The following is a 16,538-nucleotide window of genomic DNA, read 5'->3' as shown; positions in this document are numbered from 1 at the left end:
CGGCGCGGGCGGGTCACCCGCCCCGGTACTTCGCCGCCGCGGCCTGGGCCAGGTCCTGGGACTTGTCCAGGGCCGCGTCCACCGACTGCTGCCCGGCGATGGCCGCGGCGATCTGCTCGGAGACCGCCGTCCCCAGCACGGCGAACTCGGGGATGCCCAGGAAGCCGATGCCGTCGTAGGGGCGGGGGCCGACGCCCGGGTTCTTCGGGTCGGCGGATTCCGTCGCCGCCGTGAACTCCTGCCGGTACCAGGCACTGGCGGCCTGCTGGTACTCGGGATTCTCGTAGAGCGACATGCGGTTACCGGCGGGCGCCGAGGTCCAGCCCACCTCCTGGCCGACCAGCTCCTGGAACTCCTTGGAGGAGGCCCAGGAGATGAACTCCCAGGCGGCGTCCTTGTTCTCGGAGGCCTGCTGGACGCCCCAGGCCCAGGTCCACAGCCAGCCGGCCTTGTCGGTCCTGTCGTGCGGGGCCGGGACGTAGCCCACCTTGCCCTTGACCGAGGAACTGTCGGCCTCGATCGACGAGGCCAGCGACGTGGCGTCGTACATCATGGCGCACTTGCCCTCGACGAAGCGGTCCAGGATCTCCAGCACGCCCATCCGCTCGGCGCCGGGCTGGCCGTGGGTGCGGAGCAGGTCGACGTAGAACCCGACGGCCTTCTTGAACTCCGGTGAGGTCAGGCGGGCGTTCCAGTCCATGTCGTACCAGGCGCCGCCGAAGGTGTTGACGACCGTGTTGATCGGGGCGAGGTTCTGGCCCCAGCCGGGCAGGCCGCGCAGGCAGATGCCGCTCGCGCTCTCGGAGCCGTCGACCCGGGCCGCGAGGTCGGCGACCTGCTCCCAGGTCGGGTCCGGCGGCATGGTCAGCCCGTCCTTGCGGAAGAGGTCCTTGCGGTACATCAGGAAGGAGCCCTCGCCGTAGAAGGGTTCGGCGTAGAGCTTGCCGTCCTCCCCGGTCAGCGAGGACGCCAGGTTCGGGAAGACGTCGTCCTGGTCGAAGTCCGGGTCGGCCTTCACGTAGGGGTCCAGCGGGGCGAGCCAGCCGTTGTCCGCGTAAATCGGCACCTCGTACGCGCTGACGCTCGCCACGTCGTAGGTGCCGGCCTGGGTCGCGAACTCGCGGTTCATCTTCTCCCGCGCCTCGTTCTCCGGCAGCATCGTGTAGTCGACGGTGATTCCGGTCTCCGCCGTGAAGTGCTTCTTGGTGAGCTTCTTGAGGGTCTGGATCTGCGGCACGTCCGTCGCGAGCACACGGAGGTCGGCCTGCTCCTCGCCGCCGGACAGATCGGCGTCGCCGCACCCGGCGAGGACCAGACCGGCGGCGGCCGTGAGGGCCACGGCCGCCTGGGTGAGGCGGCTGCGTTTCATGACATTTCGGCCCCTACCCACCTTTGCCATTTGTTAGACATTTCGTAAGAAGCGGATTAACAAGTGGGTTTCCGGCATGCCTGTGCTCAAGGCCGGCCGCGTCTGGCCTGAGCGCGCCGGGACAGCGCGTCCGCCGCCACGGCGGCCAGCAGCACCCCGCCGGTGATCATGAACTGCACGGCGTCCTGCACCCCCAGCAGCCCCATGCCCGAGGCGATCGACTGGATGACCACCACACCGAGCAGCACCGACCAGGGCGAGCCCCGCCCGCCGAACAGACTCGTCCCGCCGATGACGGCCGCCGCGATCGCGTTGATCAGCAGCATCCCCGAACCGGCGGCACGCGCCGTCGTGGGGCTCGCCGAGGTCAGCCCCGACGCCACGAACAGCCCGCCGAACGCGGCCAGCGTCCCCGACACCATGAACATGGCGACCCGCACCCGCTCCACCCCGATGCCGGCCCGCCGCGCCGCCTCGACCCCGCCGCCGAGCGCGTACACCCGCCGCCCGTAGCGGGTGCGGCGCAGCACGTAGTCCGAGACGACCAGGACCACCAGGAAGATCAGCAGCGCGAGCGGCAGTCCCTGAAACCGGTTGAGGGTGTGGGCCCCGGCGAAGGCCACCACCGCGAGGAGCCCGGTGCGCAACCAGATCTCGCCCCCGGGCCGGTAGGGCATCCCGGTCGCCCGGTGGCGGCTCAGCCGGCGGCGGGCGGCCAGGAAGTACCCGCCTGTGCCGAGCGCCGCGACCGCGTACGCCGCCACGTCGTTGGCGAAGTGCCGGCTGGTCAGTGAGGCGACCAGGCCCTCCTCGTCGATGTTGATCGTGCCGCTCGCCCCCAGCAGGTAGAGCGTCAGACCGTTCCAGATCAGCAGCCCTGCCAGCGTCACCACGAAGGCGGGCACGCCGAGCCAGGCGTGGAAGAACCCGTGGAAGGCGCCCACCGCCGTGCCCGCGGCCACCGCCACGATCACCGCCAGCCACTCCGGCACCCCGTGGTTCACGTTCAGCACGGCGAACGCCGCCCCCGCCAGGCCGCTGACCGAGCCGACCGACAGATCGATCTCCCGGATCAGCAGCACGAACACGATGCCGACGGCGACCAGCCCGGTCCCGACGATGTCCACGCTGAGGTTGGACAGGTTGCGCGGCGAGAGGAACTTGTCGTCCAGCCCCTGGAAGACGATCCAGATCACGATCAGCCCGGAGATGACCAGCAGCGGCCCCCGCTCGCCGTCGCGCACACCACCGCGCAGGTCCCGTACGTACTCCCGCACGCTGTCCTGCCAGCCGCGGGCGGCGCCTCGCTCGCGGCCGGTGGTGACCGGCCCGGCACTGCCGGGCCCGGCCGGCCCGCCGTCCCCGTGCGGCCCGCCGCGGCTCACGGCCACGCCTCCTCGTCGCCCTTCGAACGGTGGGCCACGGCGTTGTCCGCCGCCCCGGTGACCGAGGAGATGATCTGCTCCTGGGTCACGGTGCTCACGTCGAACAGACCGTTGTTGCGGCCCAGCCGCAGCACCGCGACGCGGTCGGCGACGGCCTTGATGTCGCCCATGTTGTGGCTGATGAGGATGATCGCCATCCCGCGGTCGCGCACGCCCTCGATCAGGTCGAGCAGATGACTGGTCTGCTCCACGCCCAGGGCGGCGGTCGGCTCGTCGAGCAGCAGCACCTTGGGAGCGCCCATCAGCGAGCGGGAGATCGCCACGGCCTGCCGCTGCCCGGCCGACAGCGCGGCCACCGGCATCCGCACGTCGGGGATGCGGATCGACAGGGCACGCATCAGATCGCGGGCCCGGCGCTCCATCTCGACCTCGTCGAGGACGCCCACCCGGTCGATCTCGCGGCCGAGGAAGAGGTTGCCGACGACGTCCAGGTTGTCGCACATGGCGAGGTCCTGGTAGACGGTCGCGATGCCCAGGGCGTGGGCGTCGTGCGGGCGCTTGATCTGCACCAGGCGCCCCTCCCACTCGATGATGCCCCGGTCGGCGGGGCTGACCCCGGAGATCACCTTGACCAGCGTGGACTTGCCGGCCCCGTTGTCGCCCGCCAGGGCCACGACCTCCCCGGCCCGGACCTGGAGGTCGACGTCCACGAGCGCCTGGACGCCGCCGAAGCGCTTGGTGATGCCGCGCAACGCCAGTACGGGGGGACGGGCCACGGGGACCACCTCGCTCACCGGGTGAGCCCGGCCCGGTCGCAGGCCGCGCGGAGCTTCGGGGTGCAGATCTGGTCGATCGTGTAGACGCCGTCCCGCACGAGCGTCCGGCCGATCGTCTCGCGCGTCACGGCGGTCGGGGTGAGCAGGATCGCCGGGACGTCCTCGGTCGTGGGGCTGTCCACCTTCGTCGTGACCAGGGCGTCGATGTCGTTGCCGCGCGCCAGGGCGACGGCCATCGCGGCGGCCGCCTCGGCCTCCAGCCGGAACGGCTTGTAGACGGTCATGTACTGCTCGCCCTTGACGATGCGCTGTACGGCGTCGAGGTCGGCGTCCTGCCCGGTGACCGGGGGCAGGGGCGAGACACGGTCGCTCTTGAGGGCCGAGACGACACCGGCCGCGATCGAGTCGTTGGCCGCGAGCACCCCGTCGATCCGGCTCGGGCCGAGGTCGCTGATCGCGGCGGACATGTGGTCGTGCGCGTTCTCCGTGCGCCACCCCAGGGTGTTGTACGACTTCAGGATCCGCACCTCGTCCTGGAGGACGGACCGGGCCCCGTCCTCGTACCAGGCGGTGTTGGGGCTGGAGGGGTCGCCGTTCATCATGACGACTCCGCCGCCGTCGGCCCTGGCGCCCATGCCCTCCAGGAGCGCCTGGCCCTGGAGCCTGCCGACCTGGGCGCCGTCGAAACTGACGAAGCCCGAGATCGGCCCTTCGGCGAGCCGGTCGTAGGCGACGACCGGGATGCCCTCGTGGTGTGCCGCGCGGACCGAGGAGCGCAGGGCCTTGGGGTCGACGACGTCCAGCATCAGGACCGAGACCCCCCGGGTGATCATGGAGGTCATCTGCTGCCGCTGGCTCGCCGCGTCGTTCTCGGCGTTGGCGTACACGACCGTGCAGTCGGCGCACAGCTCCTTCACCCGCTTCTCGATCAGCGGCTTGTCGGACTTCTCCCAGCGGGGCACGGCCCGGCTCGGCAGCAGCAGCCCGATGACCAGCTCGCCCTCGCCCTCCCCGCCGCTGTCGGTACACCCGGCGAGGGAGACGGCCAGGAGGACCGCCAGCAGCCCGGCGACGCCGCGCAGGCCGACGCCACGCATCAGGGACCTCCCTCGTGGGACCGGGCCCGGCGCGAGGACGGGGGAGGGTCCGCGGCGCCGTCGCCGATGTGCTCCATGGCCCGGTCGAGCCCCACGGCCTGCTCGCCCCTGCGGCCTGCCTCCCGCTCGCCGGTACGACCTGCCTCCCGCTCGCCGGTGCGGCCCGGCGCTCGCTCGCGGTCGCCGTCGCGGTCCGTTGCGTGGTCGTCGTCGTGGTGAGCCGCTGAGCTGCTGTCGTGGTCGGTTGCGTGGTCGTCGTCGTGGTGAGCCGCTGAGCTGCTGTCGTGGTCGGTTGCGTGGTCGTCGTCGTGGTGAGCCGCTGACCCGCCGTCGTGGTCGGTTGCGTGGTCGTCGTCGTGGTGAGCCGCTGAGCTGCTGTCGTGGTCGGTTGCGCGGTCGTCGGCGTGGTCGGCAGCTGATCCGCCGTCGTGGTCCGTTGCGTGGTCGTCGTCGTGGTGAGCCGCTGACCCGCCGTCGCGCTCCGCCGCCCGGTCGTCGTCACGGTGCCGGCCCTGGGCGCGGGCCCTGCGGCGGTCCCGGTTCCGGCCCAGCCCCCAGTTCCGGTCGCGGCCCAGGCCCCAGCCGCGGCCCGGCCTACGCTCCTCCTCCGGATCCTCCTCCGGCTCGGGCACCTCGTCCGGCTCCTCGCCGTCCTCCGTCTCCCGTTCCGAGCGGGTGACGACGATCTCGCTCCACACCTGCTTGCCGCCGCCCACCGGCACCGACCCCCAGGCCGCCGACACCGCCTCGACCAGGAAGAGTCCCCGGCCGCCCGTCGACTCCCAGTCCACGACCACCGGCTTGGCCGGCGCCCGGGGCGAGGAGTCGCTCACGGTCACCCGCAGCCGGTCCGCCGCCAGGGTCAGCTCCACCCGGACCGCGCCCTGCGTGTGCACCAGCGCGTTGGTGACCAGCTCCGACACCACCAGCAGGACGGTGTCGGCCTCCTCCGCGATGCCCCACGAACGCAGCGTGCGCGCACTGAACCTGCGGGCGTGCATCACCGCGTCCGGCAGCCGCCACACCACCCAGCCCGCCCGCACCGGCCGTACCCGCATCCCGTCGTAGCGCAGCAGCAGGATCGCCACGTCGTCCTCACGGCGCCCGTCCTCGCCGAGCAGCGCGTCGGCCATCCGCCCGGGGTCGGCGGGATCGGCCGCGGCGAGCGCCAGACGGACGAGCCGCATGCCCTCGTCCACCTGGAGGTCCGCCGACTCGACCAGACCGTCCGTCACCAGCGCGAGCACCGAGCCCGGGGCGAGCGCCAGTGCCGTCAGCGGGAACTCCGCGTCCGCCAGGACACCCAGGGGGAGCCCGCCCTCGACGGCGATCTCCGCGGTGCTGCCGTCGGGATGCCGTACGAGCGGGGCCAGGTGCCCGGCCCTTACGAACAGCGCGTTGCCCTCCTCCATGTCGAGCTCGACGTAGCAGCAGGTGGCGAACAGGTCCGTCTCCATGCCGACGAGCAGCCGGTTGGCGTGCGCGACGACCACGTCCGGCGGATGCCCCTCGACGGCGTAGGCCCTGACCGCCGTACGCATCTGGCCCATGATCGTCGCGGCGCCGGCGCTGTGCCCCTGCACATCCCCGATGACCAGGGCCACCTTGCTCTCCGACAACGCGATCACGTCGTACCAGTCGCCGCCCACCTGGAGCCCGCGCCGGGCCGGCAGATAGCGGGCCACCGCGGTGCCCCCGGGCAGCCGGGGGAGCCGGCGCGGCAGCAGGCTGCGCTGGAGCATCGTCGCGAGTTCCTGCTCGGCGTCGTAGGCGTGCGCGCGCTTCAGGGCCTGCCCGACGAGTCCCGCGGTCGCGGTCAGCAGGGCCCGCTCCTCGGGGGCGAACTCGTGAGGGGTGTCCCAGCCGACCAGGCACACCCCGGCCACCCCGCTCTTGGCCGGCAGCGGCAGCACCGCGAGACCGCCGGGGCCGATCCCCGCGAGCCCGGGTTCCAGCACGGAACCCTCCGGCCACAGGCTCATCCGCCCGTCCCGCAGCGCCGCCTGGAGCGTGGGCAGGGCGGTGACCGGCGCGTCGGGCCACTCCGAGCGCCACTCGCGCCGCCACAGCTCCGGCCAGGCACCGGCACTCGGCGGATCGAGCATGGTGACCGCCAGCCGGTCCTCCAGCAGTTCGGCGAGCGCCACCCGGTCGGCACCCAGCGGCTCGCGCAGCGCGGCGACCACCACGCGGCTGACGTCCCGCACGGTCGTGGCGTCGTCGAGCGCGGCCGTCAGCCACTGGATCCGGGCGACGTCACTGGCGCTGCGGCGCAGCACCGGAGCCGCGCTCACCACGCCCAGCACCCGCTCCGGGGTGCCGTCGGGCCTCTTCAGCACGCGGCAGTTCAGCCGCAGCCAGCACAGTTCCCCGGTCGGCCGGCGGATACGGAACTCCAGCTCACGGCGGCCCGGGGTCTGCGCGGACGGCTCGATCACCGACATCAGCGCGGGGACGTCCTCCGGGACGCTGCAGGAGAGCAGGGTGTCGGTCTTGCCGTCGAAACCGCCCTCGGGGATGCCGACGAGTTCGAGGAGGGCCGGATCCGTCTCGACCAGACCGGTGCCGGGCGACAGGGCGAAGGAGCCGACCCCCAAGGCGCGCAGGGCCGAATCCAGCAGCGGTGCGGGCGCCGACCGGTCGGCCTCGCCGCGCAGCCGCTCGGCGACGGCTTCGGCGTACCGCTCCAGGAACTCCCGCTGTTCGGTGCCGAACCCTTCCGCGGCCTCTCCCACCACGACGAGACAGCCCAGCCACCCGCCCGCGGCCCCCAGCGGCAGCGCTCCCAGCGGGACGGCTGCGGCCGCGGTCTCCTCTCGCCCGGGAAGCACCACACCCGCGAGCCACACGGCCCGCCCGCGGAGAAACGCCTCGACGACGGCCGGACAACCGCCCCCAAACCCGGTCGGGCCCGACGGCGCCGAGGTGGGAGCGCCCTGCGGAGCGGCAGGGGAGTCCGCCCCGGGAGAGGCGCTCGGCCGCGTGCCCGGTGCTCCCGCGGAATCCGAGACCGCCACCCGCCCCGGCAACTGGTACCGCTGCTCGGACTCGGCCCCGGCCGACTCCACCAGGCAGAGCTCCGCGCCGTCCTCACTGCGCACGTAGACCGCCGCCAGCGTCACCCCGGCGAACGCCAGCAGCCGCGCTCGCGCGGCCGTCTCCGGAGCGGGACGAGGCGGATCGGTACCCCCGTTCCCCGGCGCCCGAAGACCGGGGACCGCGGCCCGGGCATCGCCGTGATGGGGCATGTCCGCATCCACCTCCCGTCCATGCCGCAGCCACCGGCAGGTGGGAGTCCCCGGAACTCAGGCGACGACGACGCGGGCACGGGACCGGCGGCGCGGGGTCGCGCCTCCCATGGCGGATCCACGCCGCTCATGAGCGGCAGGGCACCCACCAACAGCTTCGCACACCTGGATAACTGCGACATATGGGGCACCCTGGCCGGCTCGGCCGACGTCTCCGACGGGTTCCGCTCACGCACCCCGACGACCCGGGACGCACCCCGACGACCCGGGACGCACCCCGACGACCCGGGACGCCGCTCGGCCGAACCGACGCGGCACGGCCGAAACGGCCCGCACGGAGATCGAGATCACCGCGGTGGGGTCCCGAAACACGCAGCTCCGGCGCTGGGTCGACCCTGGTCACCGGCCCGCACGGCACGACGGGCCCGGTGATCACCGCCTTCGGGCCACCGGGCCCGCCCCGTACGACGGTTCAGCCCACCCGGCAGGGCGGACTGCTCGTGCTTTCAGCCCCCGAACCGGAGACGACGTAGCCGAACGTCGTGCTCTTGCCCGGGGCCAGGGAGCCGTTCCAGTTGGCGTTGTGGACCATCACCGCCTGGCCGTTGTAGGTCGCGCTGCCGCTCCACAGGCTCTCGACCTTCTGGCCCGCCGGGAGTGTCCAGTCGACCATCCAGCCGAGCATCGGGACGGTGCCGCTGTTGGTGACGGTCACCTCGGACTGGTAGCCGCCGTTCCAGGTGCCGGTCGTCCTGCGGGTGGCCGTGCAGGTGCCGGGCACCGGCTCGGACGGGTTGCCGGGCTCCTTGATGCCGGTCACCTCGCCGTTGCCGCCGTCGAAGACGACGTCGGAGCAGGAGTAGAAGGTCTCCTGGCTGTCGGAGCGCTGCCAGACCATGTAGATGATGTGGCGGCCCGACTTGGCGGCCGGGAGCTTGCCGGTCCAGGAGTAGTTGGCCTCGACCGTCCCCGGGGAGCCGTTCAGCGGCGGGTGGTCGACCGAGAGGAAGGGCTGGGCCTCCATGTCGTTCCAGGTGAGCGTCTTGGTCGGGTCGAAGCCGTCCTTGGTGATGTAGACGTAGAACCAACCCGGGTGCGCCGCCCAGGCGTTGTACGAGAAGTCGACCGTCGCCCCCGAGGTGAGGTGGGTCAGCGGCCAGTCCTTGCTGGGCGTGTTGAACCCGGTGAAGTTGGTGTTGCCGCCGCTGCACAGCTCGCCGTCCGGCACGAAGCCCCGGGTGCGGCCGGCACCGTCCGAGCGGAGCACCGAGAACCAGTTGTAGAACGGTGTGGTACCGCTGACCTGCTGCGCACCGCGGCACGCGGGGTTGACCGGCTTGATCTCACCGGTGCCGGTCAGCCCGTCCTGCCAGCACAGGAACGTGCGGCTGCCGGGCTTCATGGGCGTGCCGTGCGCCTCCGCCTCACCACCGGCCGTCATGACCAGGCCGAGGGCCGGGACGGTGACGAGGAGGGAGAGCAGCACGAGGAAGAGGGCTCTGGCCCGGGTGGGGAGCGCTGATCGGGGCATCGTGGAACCTCCCGGCTTGCTTGTCAGGATCATGACAGCCTCATCCGTTCGTGGGGGTGTCGGGCCTGCGGATGTGTGTGCCTGGATGTGCGGGATGGGAGCGACTTCTGGGGCGGGTTCCGGTCCACCACGATGGGAGCGCTCCCACCCCGCCTGTTGCGGAAGTTAGCGCCCGGCGGCGGAGATGTAAACGGCTCGGGCGAAAGGGTGGGGGCCGGGGGAGCGGCGACCGGTGACGATGACCCGCCCGCCGGGTGGTGCGGGGGTCGTTCGGGTGATGCGACAGCGCCCGCGTGCGTCCGAGGTGCTCGCAGACTGCGGATGACTGGACGGCTCGTCAAGTGGGAAGCGGGAGGCGGTCATGGCGTGCATGCCGACCGGGGATGTCGACTTTCACGACGCCGTCAAGGAGGTCTTCCGCGGGTATCCGGAGACGCAGGGCAAGTACGCGCTGTCCAGTCTCGCGCTGGAACGCCGGAGGAGGGTCGACGTCGACAAGGAGGTCGCAGTCTCCCGGATCGAAGGCCGCAAGATCATCACCGAATTCGAGGAGCGGAAGTCGGTGATCAGGATGCAGCTCTGCCTGAAGTGGAACTTCGACTGCACCGAATGCCTCATGTGGGAAGAGGCGCCGGAGTAGGCGGGTGTCATCGCCCGTCTCCGGCCCATGAGGCCGCCGGGCAGAGCGAGTTGACTTTACCTTCCCTTTGCGATTGGCTGCGGATCCGACCATCAAGATCCGGGGGATCCACGTGAACCGCATACTTCGTGCTGTCGTCTGCTCCGTCGCGGCCGGCGGTCTCGCGCTCGGCCTCAGCTCCTGCTCCGAGGCGGTCGACCAGGTCGACAAGGCGGTGAACGAGACGTATGAGGTCACCTACGAGGTCACGGGGAAGAACATCGACTCGGTCGACTTCCACGGCGGCGGTGGCAAGGCCATGGAGCCGAAGATCGAGTCGGTGTCGAAGCCCGAGCTGCCCTGGAAGAAGACGGTCACGCTGCGCGGCATCATGCCCGCGGCCGTCATGCCGGTCGCCACGGATCCCGAAGGCGCCCAGGTCACGTGCAGGATCATCTACAAGGGCAAGGTGCTGGAGGAGCAGAGTGCCGAGGGTCTGGTGACCGCCGGCGGCTGCACTGCGCAGTCCCCGATCGCAGAGTGATGCTCGTCGGGTGACGACCGGGGCGGCGCCGTACAGGGCGCCCAGGAGGAAGCCGGCGAAGGCCCCCCCCGGGAGGCCCGGCAGGGGGTGGCGCAGCCTGTTGGCCGCGCCATCGGCGTGTCGGCGGACCTTGCGCCGTCTTCCGTGGACCTGAGCGTCTCCGGTCGTAGTGGCCTGAGCGTCTTCGGTCGTAGGGGACCTGAGCGTTCCCGGTCGTAGTGGCCTGAGCGTTTTCGGTCGTAGGGGACCGGGGCCCTCTCGTGGCGAGACACCTCGCCGTGAAGCCGACACGCCCCGGGACGGCTACCGCACACCCCTGCCGGCGTCGTCACTCACCTCGTCCAACACCGCTCGCAGCCACTCCAGTTGTCGCCGCACCTGTACCGCCTCACCCCCCTCGTGCCCGTTGAACGGATACGCGTGGATCTCCTTGCGCGGACCCTTACCCGTCAGTTCCGCATAGCGGTTGAACGCGGCGTACACCCCGCTCGGCGGACACACCGTGTCGCGCAGCCCCACCCCGAAGTGCGCCGGGGCCTGCGCCCGCCGGGCGAAGGAGACACCCTCGACGTAGGAGAGGGTGCGACAGGCCGCGTCCTCGGCGCCCCGGTGGACGGCGAGGTAGGCGGCGATCTCGCCGTACGGGCCCGCGTCGGTGAGGTCCAGGGCGCGCCGGATGCCGCACAGGAGCGGGGCGGTGACCAGCAAGGCCGCCAGGTCCGGGACGAGCCCCGCGACCGCCAGGGCCAGCCCGCCGCCCTGGCTGTTGCCGACCGCCACGGTCCGCTCCGGGGCGACGCCGGGCAGCGCCCGTACCGCCGCGACCGCGCGCACCGCGTCCGTGATCAGGCGCCGGTAGTGATAGTCCTCGGCGGCGAGCAGCCCCCGCACCGCCGGCCCTGGTCCGCCCGCCGCGGCGGCGTGCGGATCGGGTGTGTCTCCGCCGCACCCGTACTGGTCGCCCTGGCCGCGGTTGTCCATGAGCAGATGAGCGTACCCGGCGTTGACCCACGTCAGGCGCTCGTGCGGCAGCCCGCGCCCGCGCCCGTACCCGGCGAACTCGACCACGGCGGGCAGTGTTTCGCCGGCTCCACTCACACCGGCCTGCAGTGTTTCGCCGCGTCCACCCACAGCGGCGGGCAGCACTTCGCCGCGTCCACCCACACCGGCGGGCAGCACTTCATCGCCTCCACCTACCCGCACACCTCCCCCCACCCCCACCGGCCGGCTGAACCACGCCCGTACCGGGTCACCCCCGAACCCCCGGAACGTCACGTCCCAGGTCCGCGTCAGCCGGAGGCCCGTCTCCACCGGTCGCACCGCCATCAGCGGGTCCGTCTCCCCGGCCGACGTCAGGGTGTCCCGCCAGAACGCGTCGAAGTCGGCGGGCTCCTCGATGTCCGGGCGGTGGCGCTCCAGTTCTGACAGCGGCAGGTCGAACGCGGGCACGGCGGCACCTCGCAGGAGTCGGTGGTCATCCAGAAACTTGCGGGACGGCAGAAGCCTTTGGCTCATGGGCATACCCAGCTTCGACGCTGTTCCAACGCGTCCCAGGCGTCCCGTCCGGCTGTAGCAGTACCCATTGACAGCGCTTTCTGGTGCCCTTAGGTTGCCGCGAAGTTACCGGTAGAAGCTCGAAAGTTTCGGTTCCGCGTCCCACGCCCACGGGAGGCCCGAGCAATGAGCACGTCCACCACATCGGCCCCGCCGGGCACCCAGGACCAGCCCCCGGCCCGGGCCGCCCCACGGCGCGGCAAGCGGACGGACACCCGGACCGGTTGGCGGCGGGCGCTGCGCCGCGACTGGCAGTTGTACTCGCTGGCGATCCTGCCGCTGCTGTTCTTCCTGGTCTTCCGCTATCTGCCGATGATCGGCAACATCATCGCCTTCCGGCGCTTCGAGCCCGGCGGTTCGCTCTTCGGCGAGGAATGGGTGGGGCTGCGCTATGTGCGGATGTTCCTCGGCGACCCCACCTTCTGGCAGGTGTTCCGCAACACCCTCTGGCTGGGCGGGCTCACCCTCGTCTTCTGCTTCCCGATCCCCGTCGTGCTGGCGCTGCTGCTGAACGAGGTGCGCCGGCGCTCCCTGAAGCGGTTCGTGCAGTCGGTGTCGTACCTCCCGCACTTCCTGTCGATCGTGATCGTCGCGGGCATCACCCTGCAGATGCTGGCCAGCGACGGCCCGGTCAACCACGTCCTCGGCCTGCTCGGCCACGACCCGGTCCGCTTCGTCCAGGAACCGGAGTGGTTCCGCGCCCTCTACGTCGGCTCGGAGGTCTGGCAGTCCGCCGGCTGGGGCACGATCCTCTACCTCGCCGCGCTCACCACGATCGACGAGGATCTGTACGAAGCCGCCCGCATCGACGGTGCCAACCGCTGGCAGCAGATCTGGCACGTCACCCTGCCCGGCATCCGCCCCACCATGATCACGCTGCTGATCCTCAACGTCGGCACGTTCATGGCGGTCGGCTTCGAGAAGGTGCTGCTGCTGTACAACCCGCTGACGTATCCGACCGCGGACGTGATCTCGACGTACGTCTACCGCTCCGGCGTCGAGTCCAACAGCTTCAGTTACGCCGCCGCCATCGGGCTGTTCGAGGCGATCATCGGCCTGGTCCTCATCACGTCCGCCAACCAGCTCTCACGCCGCACAGTGGGGACGAGCCTGTGGTGAAGCCGAGCCGCGCGTACCGGGTCTTCCAGGGCGTCAACGGGGTGGTCCTCACGCTCGTCGTGCTGGTCACCCTCTACCCGTTCGTCAACATCCTCGCGCGGTCCTTCAGCGGGGAGCGGCAGATCCGGGCCGGAGAGGTGACCCTGCTGCCCAAGGGGTTCAACCTCACCACGTACGAGATCGTGTTCCAGGACGCGATGTTCTGGCGGAACTACGGCAACACCGTGCTCTACACGGTCGTGGCGACAGCGGTCGCGATGGTCCTGACGACCTGCTACGCCTACGTCCTGTCGAAGAAGCACCTCAAGGGCCGCGGCCTGCTCGTCGGCGTCGCCGTGTTCACCATGTTCTTCACCGGCGGCCTGATCCCGAACTACATCCTGGTCACCAGCCTCGGCCTGAAGAACAGCGTGTGGGCGATCGCCCTGCCCAACGCGATCAGCGTCTTCAACCTGCTCGTGATGAAGGCCTTCTTCGAGAACCTGCCGACGGAGCTGGAGGAGGCCGCGCAGATCGACGGCCTGAGCACCTACGGCGTCCTGCTGAGGATCGTGCTGCCGCTGTCCAAGGCGGTCGTGGCGACGATGGTGCTGTTCTACTCGGTGTCCTTCTGGAACTCCTGGTTCAGCGCGTTCCTCTACATGGACCGGACCGAGCTGATGCCGGTCACGGTCTACCTCCGCAACCTCATCCAGGGCGCCACCGGTGGCGGCAACGCCGGTGCCGGAACCGAGCAGCTCAGCCAGGTCGGCGCGAACATCCAGTCGGTGACCATCGTCCTCACCGCCCTGCCGATCCTCTGCGTGTACCCGTTCGTCCAGCGCTACTTCGTCTCGGGCGTGATGCTCGGCGCGGTCAAGGGCTGACCGCCGCACCCTTCCTCAACTCGCTTACGGAACAAGGGGGTTCCCGTGAAGAACGCAGGACAGCTGTCGCGGCGCCAGATGCTCGCCGCGGCCGGCTTCATCGGCCTCGCCACGGTCACCGGCTGCGGCGGCGGGGACGACGGCGGCGACGGCAAGGACCTGTCGAAGAAGCAGGACGGGGCCATGAAGAACTACCGGGCCGGCCAGCAGTTCAAGGCATCCCGGCCGCTGTCCTTCCCGGTGCTGCACAACAACAACCCGGTGTATCCGATGAAGAACGGCTGGCTGTTCTGGAAGGAGGTCACCAAGCGCACCGGGATCACCCTCAAGCCCCTCGACGTCCCGCTGGCCGACTACGAGAAGAAACGCAGCGTCCTCATCGGCTCCGGCGACGCCCCCTTCATCATCCCGAAGACGTACCACCCCGGCGAGGTCGCCTTCGTGTCCTCGGGGGCGATTCTGCCGGTCAGCGAATACGTCGACCTGATGCCCAACTTCCGCGACAAGGTGAGGAAGTGGAAGCTGGAGCCCGAGCTGGACTCCATCCGCCAGTCCGACGGCAAGTACTACCTGCTGCCGGGCCTGCACGAGAAGCCCAAGTCCGGCTACTCCCTGTCCTTCCGCACGGACATCCTCGACAAGCACGGACTCACCCTGCCCACGACGTGGGACGAGGTGTACGACGTCCTCACGGCGCTCAAGGCGGAGTACCCGGACAAGTACCCGTGGACCGACCGCTGGAGCACCAACACCCCGTTCCCCTGTGGCGCGTTGTTCCAGTACCTCGGTCAGGCGTACGGGGTGAAGGCCGGCTGGGCGTACGACAACATCAGCTTCGACACCAAGGCGCAGACGTTCGTCTTCACCGCCGCCCAGGACGCCTACCGGGACGTGGTCGCGTATCTGCGCAGACTGGTCTCCGAGAAGCTCCTGGACCCGGAGAGCTTCACCCAGCAGGACGACCAGGCCGTGCAGAAGCTCCTCGCGGAGAAGTCGTACGTGATCAGCGCCAACCCCCAGGAGCTGGTGCAGAGCTACCGCTACAACCTGTCCAAGCAGGTCAAGGGCGCGAAGATCGAGATGGTCCCGGTGCCCCTCGGCCCGGCGGGGCCGGTCCTGCTGAGCGGTATCCGGCTGGAGAACGGCGTCATGATCTCCAGCAAGGCCCTCAAGAGCGACACCTTCGTCGCGATGATGCAGTTCGTGGACTGGCTGTGGTACTCCGACGAGGGCCAGAAGTTCTGCAAGTGGGGCGTGGAGGGCGTCACGTACACCGAGTCCGGCGCCACGTACACGCTGGAGCCCGGAATCTCCCTCATGGGCTCCGACCCGGACGCCCCGAAGGACCTCCAGAAGGACTACGGCTTCTTCAACGGCGTGTTCACCTACGGCGGCAGCTGGGAGCTCGTGTCCTCCCACTTCAGCCCGGACGAGAAGAAGTTCCAGGACGTGATGTCCCAGCGCAGGGAACTCCCCGTCGACCCGGCGCACCCGCTCCAGTCCTTCGAGCAGGAGCAGGCGACCCTCTGGGACACCCCGCTCAAGGACACCGCCATCCAGAACACCCTCCAGTTCGTCCTCGGCAAGCGCCCGATGTCCGACTGGAACGCCCATGTCGCCGAGCTGAAGTCGAAGAACATGCAGCAACTCGTCGACCTGCACAACAAGGCGTACGAGCGGTTCAGGAAGGAGAACGGATGACCCCGGGCGGCCGGACGGCGACCGTTCGGCGGGAAGGGCCCCACAACAGTGCCGCGCGCACCTCCGGCTTCGGCACCGGCCCCCTCTCCCGCGCCTCCGCCCTCATCCACACCCTCCTGACCGTCGAAGCACTGCTCCTGCTCGCCGCCTCCCCGGGCCTGGCCGGACTGCTCCTGCTCGGCCCCGAGCCGGCGAACCTGCCCCTCGCGGCCCTCTGCCTGCTGCCCCTCGGACCGGCCCTGTCCGCCGCGCTCTACGCCCTCCACCACCGCAGCCGCGACCTCACCGAACTGCACCCGGCCCGCGCCTACCTACGCGGCTGGCGGCTCAACGCCGGACCGGCACTGAAGCTGTGGACACCCCTGCTGGTCTGGCTGACGGTCATCGCCTTCACCCTCACGCACTTCTCCGCCACCGGCCTGCCCGGCTGGTGGGCACTGCTGCTCGGGGTGATCGGCGTGGGCTCCCTCCTCTGGGGCGCGCACGCCCTCGTCCTCACCTCCCTCTTCGCCTTCCGAACCCGGGACACCGCCCGCCTCGCCGCCCACTTCCTGTTCCGGCACGGCCGCGCCACCCTCGCCGCCGCCTCCCTGCTGGTCCTGACGGCCGCGTCGGCCGCCCTGCTGACCGAGGCCCTGCCCGCCCTGCTGGCCGCCCCGCTGCTGCTGTCCCTGCTGCACGGCAGCCGGTCCGTGATCGGCGAGACGCGGAAGGACTTCACCGCATGAC

Annotated in this window: 12 protein-coding genes and 1 pseudogene; 6 read left to right on the top strand and 7 right to left on the bottom strand. The window is 70.7% G+C overall.

The annotated features are described in order from the left end of the window. Window positions 1-13: 13 nt before the first annotated feature. From HDC93_RS14825 to HDC93_RS14800, 6 genes and pseudogenes are all read right to left on the bottom strand, one after another. A complete protein-coding gene (locus HDC93_RS14825) occupies window positions 14-1,369 on the bottom strand; it encodes a sugar ABC transporter substrate-binding protein (protein WP_185010944.1) in 1,356 nt (451 codons plus the stop codon). Between the two features lie 86 nt (window positions 1,370-1,455). Then, window positions 1,456-2,754, bottom strand: coding sequence for a sugar ABC transporter permease (locus tag HDC93_RS14820; RefSeq protein ID WP_185010942.1), 1,299 nt, complete (start codon window positions 2,752-2,754; stop codon window positions 1,456-1,458). Next, window positions 2,751-3,530 (bottom strand): ATP-binding cassette domain-containing protein, encoded by a 780-nt coding sequence (locus tag HDC93_RS14815; RefSeq protein WP_185010940.1) that lies wholly within the window; start codon window positions 3,528-3,530, stop codon window positions 2,751-2,753. Before HDC93_RS14815 ends, HDC93_RS14820 begins: the two co-directional genes overlap by 4 nt. Before the next feature lie 14 nt (window positions 3,531-3,544). Further along, window positions 3,545-4,627 carry a sugar ABC transporter substrate-binding protein gene (locus tag HDC93_RS14810; RefSeq protein ID WP_185010938.1) on the bottom strand — a complete coding sequence of 361 codons (1,083 nt, stop codon included), beginning with the start codon at window positions 4,625-4,627 and terminating at the stop codon, window positions 3,545-3,547. Window positions 4,628-5,304: 677 nt separating this feature from the next. After that, window positions 5,305-7,875: pseudogene (locus tag HDC93_RS14805) on the bottom strand (SpoIIE family protein phosphatase); the annotation flags it as partial. A gap of 472 nt (window positions 7,876-8,347) precedes the next feature. Next, window positions 8,348-9,406 carry a lytic polysaccharide monooxygenase gene (locus HDC93_RS14800; protein ID WP_185010936.1) on the bottom strand — a complete coding sequence of 353 codons (1,059 nt, stop codon included), beginning with the start codon at window positions 9,404-9,406 and terminating at the stop codon, window positions 8,348-8,350. Between the two features lie 361 nt (window positions 9,407-9,767). On the opposite strand from HDC93_RS14800, the gene HDC93_RS14795 reads away from it, so the two are divergent. Continuing rightward, window positions 9,768-10,046 (top strand): hypothetical protein, encoded by a 279-nt coding sequence (locus HDC93_RS14795; protein ID WP_185010935.1) that lies wholly within the window; start codon window positions 9,768-9,770, stop codon window positions 10,044-10,046. A gap of 112 nt (window positions 10,047-10,158) precedes the next feature. Beyond that, window positions 10,159-10,569 carry an MmpS family transport accessory protein gene (locus HDC93_RS14790; protein WP_185010933.1) on the top strand — a complete coding sequence of 137 codons (411 nt, stop codon included), beginning with the start codon at window positions 10,159-10,161 and terminating at the stop codon, window positions 10,567-10,569. Between the two features lie 303 nt (window positions 10,570-10,872). Here HDC93_RS14790 and HDC93_RS14785 read toward each other — a convergent pair whose 3' ends face one another. Then, window positions 10,873-12,018 (bottom strand): acetylxylan esterase, encoded by a 1,146-nt coding sequence (locus HDC93_RS14785; RefSeq protein ID WP_185010931.1) that lies wholly within the window; start codon window positions 12,016-12,018, stop codon window positions 10,873-10,875. 231 nt (window positions 12,019-12,249) lie between these two features. Between HDC93_RS14785 and HDC93_RS14780 the strand changes: the two genes are divergently transcribed. Genes HDC93_RS14780 through HDC93_RS14765 form a run of 4 tightly spaced genes read left to right on the top strand, consistent with a single transcriptional unit; the run spans window position 12,250 to window position 16,537 of the window. After that, on the top strand, window positions 12,250-13,242 hold the full coding sequence (locus tag HDC93_RS14780) for a sugar ABC transporter permease (protein ID WP_185010929.1): 993 nt from the start codon (window positions 12,250-12,252) through the stop codon (window positions 13,240-13,242). Further along, window positions 13,236-14,108: a carbohydrate ABC transporter permease gene (locus HDC93_RS14775; RefSeq protein ID WP_185010927.1), complete on the top strand. Its 873-nt coding sequence runs from the start codon at window positions 13,236-13,238 to the stop codon at window positions 14,106-14,108. The genes HDC93_RS14780 and HDC93_RS14775 overlap by 7 nt, the downstream gene beginning before the upstream one ends. Before the next feature lie 45 nt (window positions 14,109-14,153). Continuing rightward, the gene (locus tag HDC93_RS14770; RefSeq protein ID WP_185010925.1) at window positions 14,154-15,809 is read left to right on the top strand and encodes an extracellular solute-binding protein; all 1,656 of its coding nucleotides are present in this window, start codon (window positions 14,154-14,156) and stop codon (window positions 15,807-15,809) included. After that, a complete protein-coding gene (locus HDC93_RS14765; protein ID WP_221516684.1) occupies window positions 15,806-16,537 on the top strand; it encodes a hypothetical protein in 732 nt (243 codons plus the stop codon). The genes HDC93_RS14770 and HDC93_RS14765 overlap by 4 nt, the downstream gene beginning before the upstream one ends. The last annotated feature ends 1 nt before the right edge of the window (window position 16,538 follow it).

The sequence above is a fragment of the Streptomyces sp. AK010 genome (assembly GCF_014207295.1).
GTDB lineage: Bacteria > Actinomycetota > Actinomycetes > Streptomycetales > Streptomycetaceae > Streptomyces > Streptomyces massasporeus.
Note: the sequence above shows the minus strand (reverse complement) of the source record. Positions and strands in the feature narration are given on the sequence as shown.

Bases quoted from the DNA above. Each gene is read 5' to 3' on its own strand.
- HDC93_RS14825 (WP_185010944.1), bottom strand. From the start codon at position 1,369: ATGAAACGCAGCCGCCTCACCCAGGCGGCCGTGGCCCTCACGGCCGCC.
- HDC93_RS14810 (WP_185010938.1), bottom strand. From the start codon at position 4,627: ATGCGTGGCGTCGGCCTGCGCGGCGTCGCCGGGCTGCTGGCGGTCCTC.
- HDC93_RS14800 (WP_185010936.1), bottom strand. From the start codon at position 9,406: ATGCCCCGATCAGCGCTCCCCACCCGGGCCAGAGCCCTCTTCCTCGTG.
- HDC93_RS14795 (WP_185010935.1), top strand. From the start codon at position 9,768: ATGGCGTGCATGCCGACCGGGGATGTCGACTTTCACGACGCCGTCAAG.
- HDC93_RS14780 (WP_185010929.1), top strand. From the start codon at position 12,250: ATGAGCACGTCCACCACATCGGCCCCGCCGGGCACCCAGGACCAGCCC.
- HDC93_RS14765 (WP_221516684.1), top strand. From the start codon at position 15,806: ATGACCCCGGGCGGCCGGACGGCGACCGTTCGGCGGGAAGGGCCCCAC.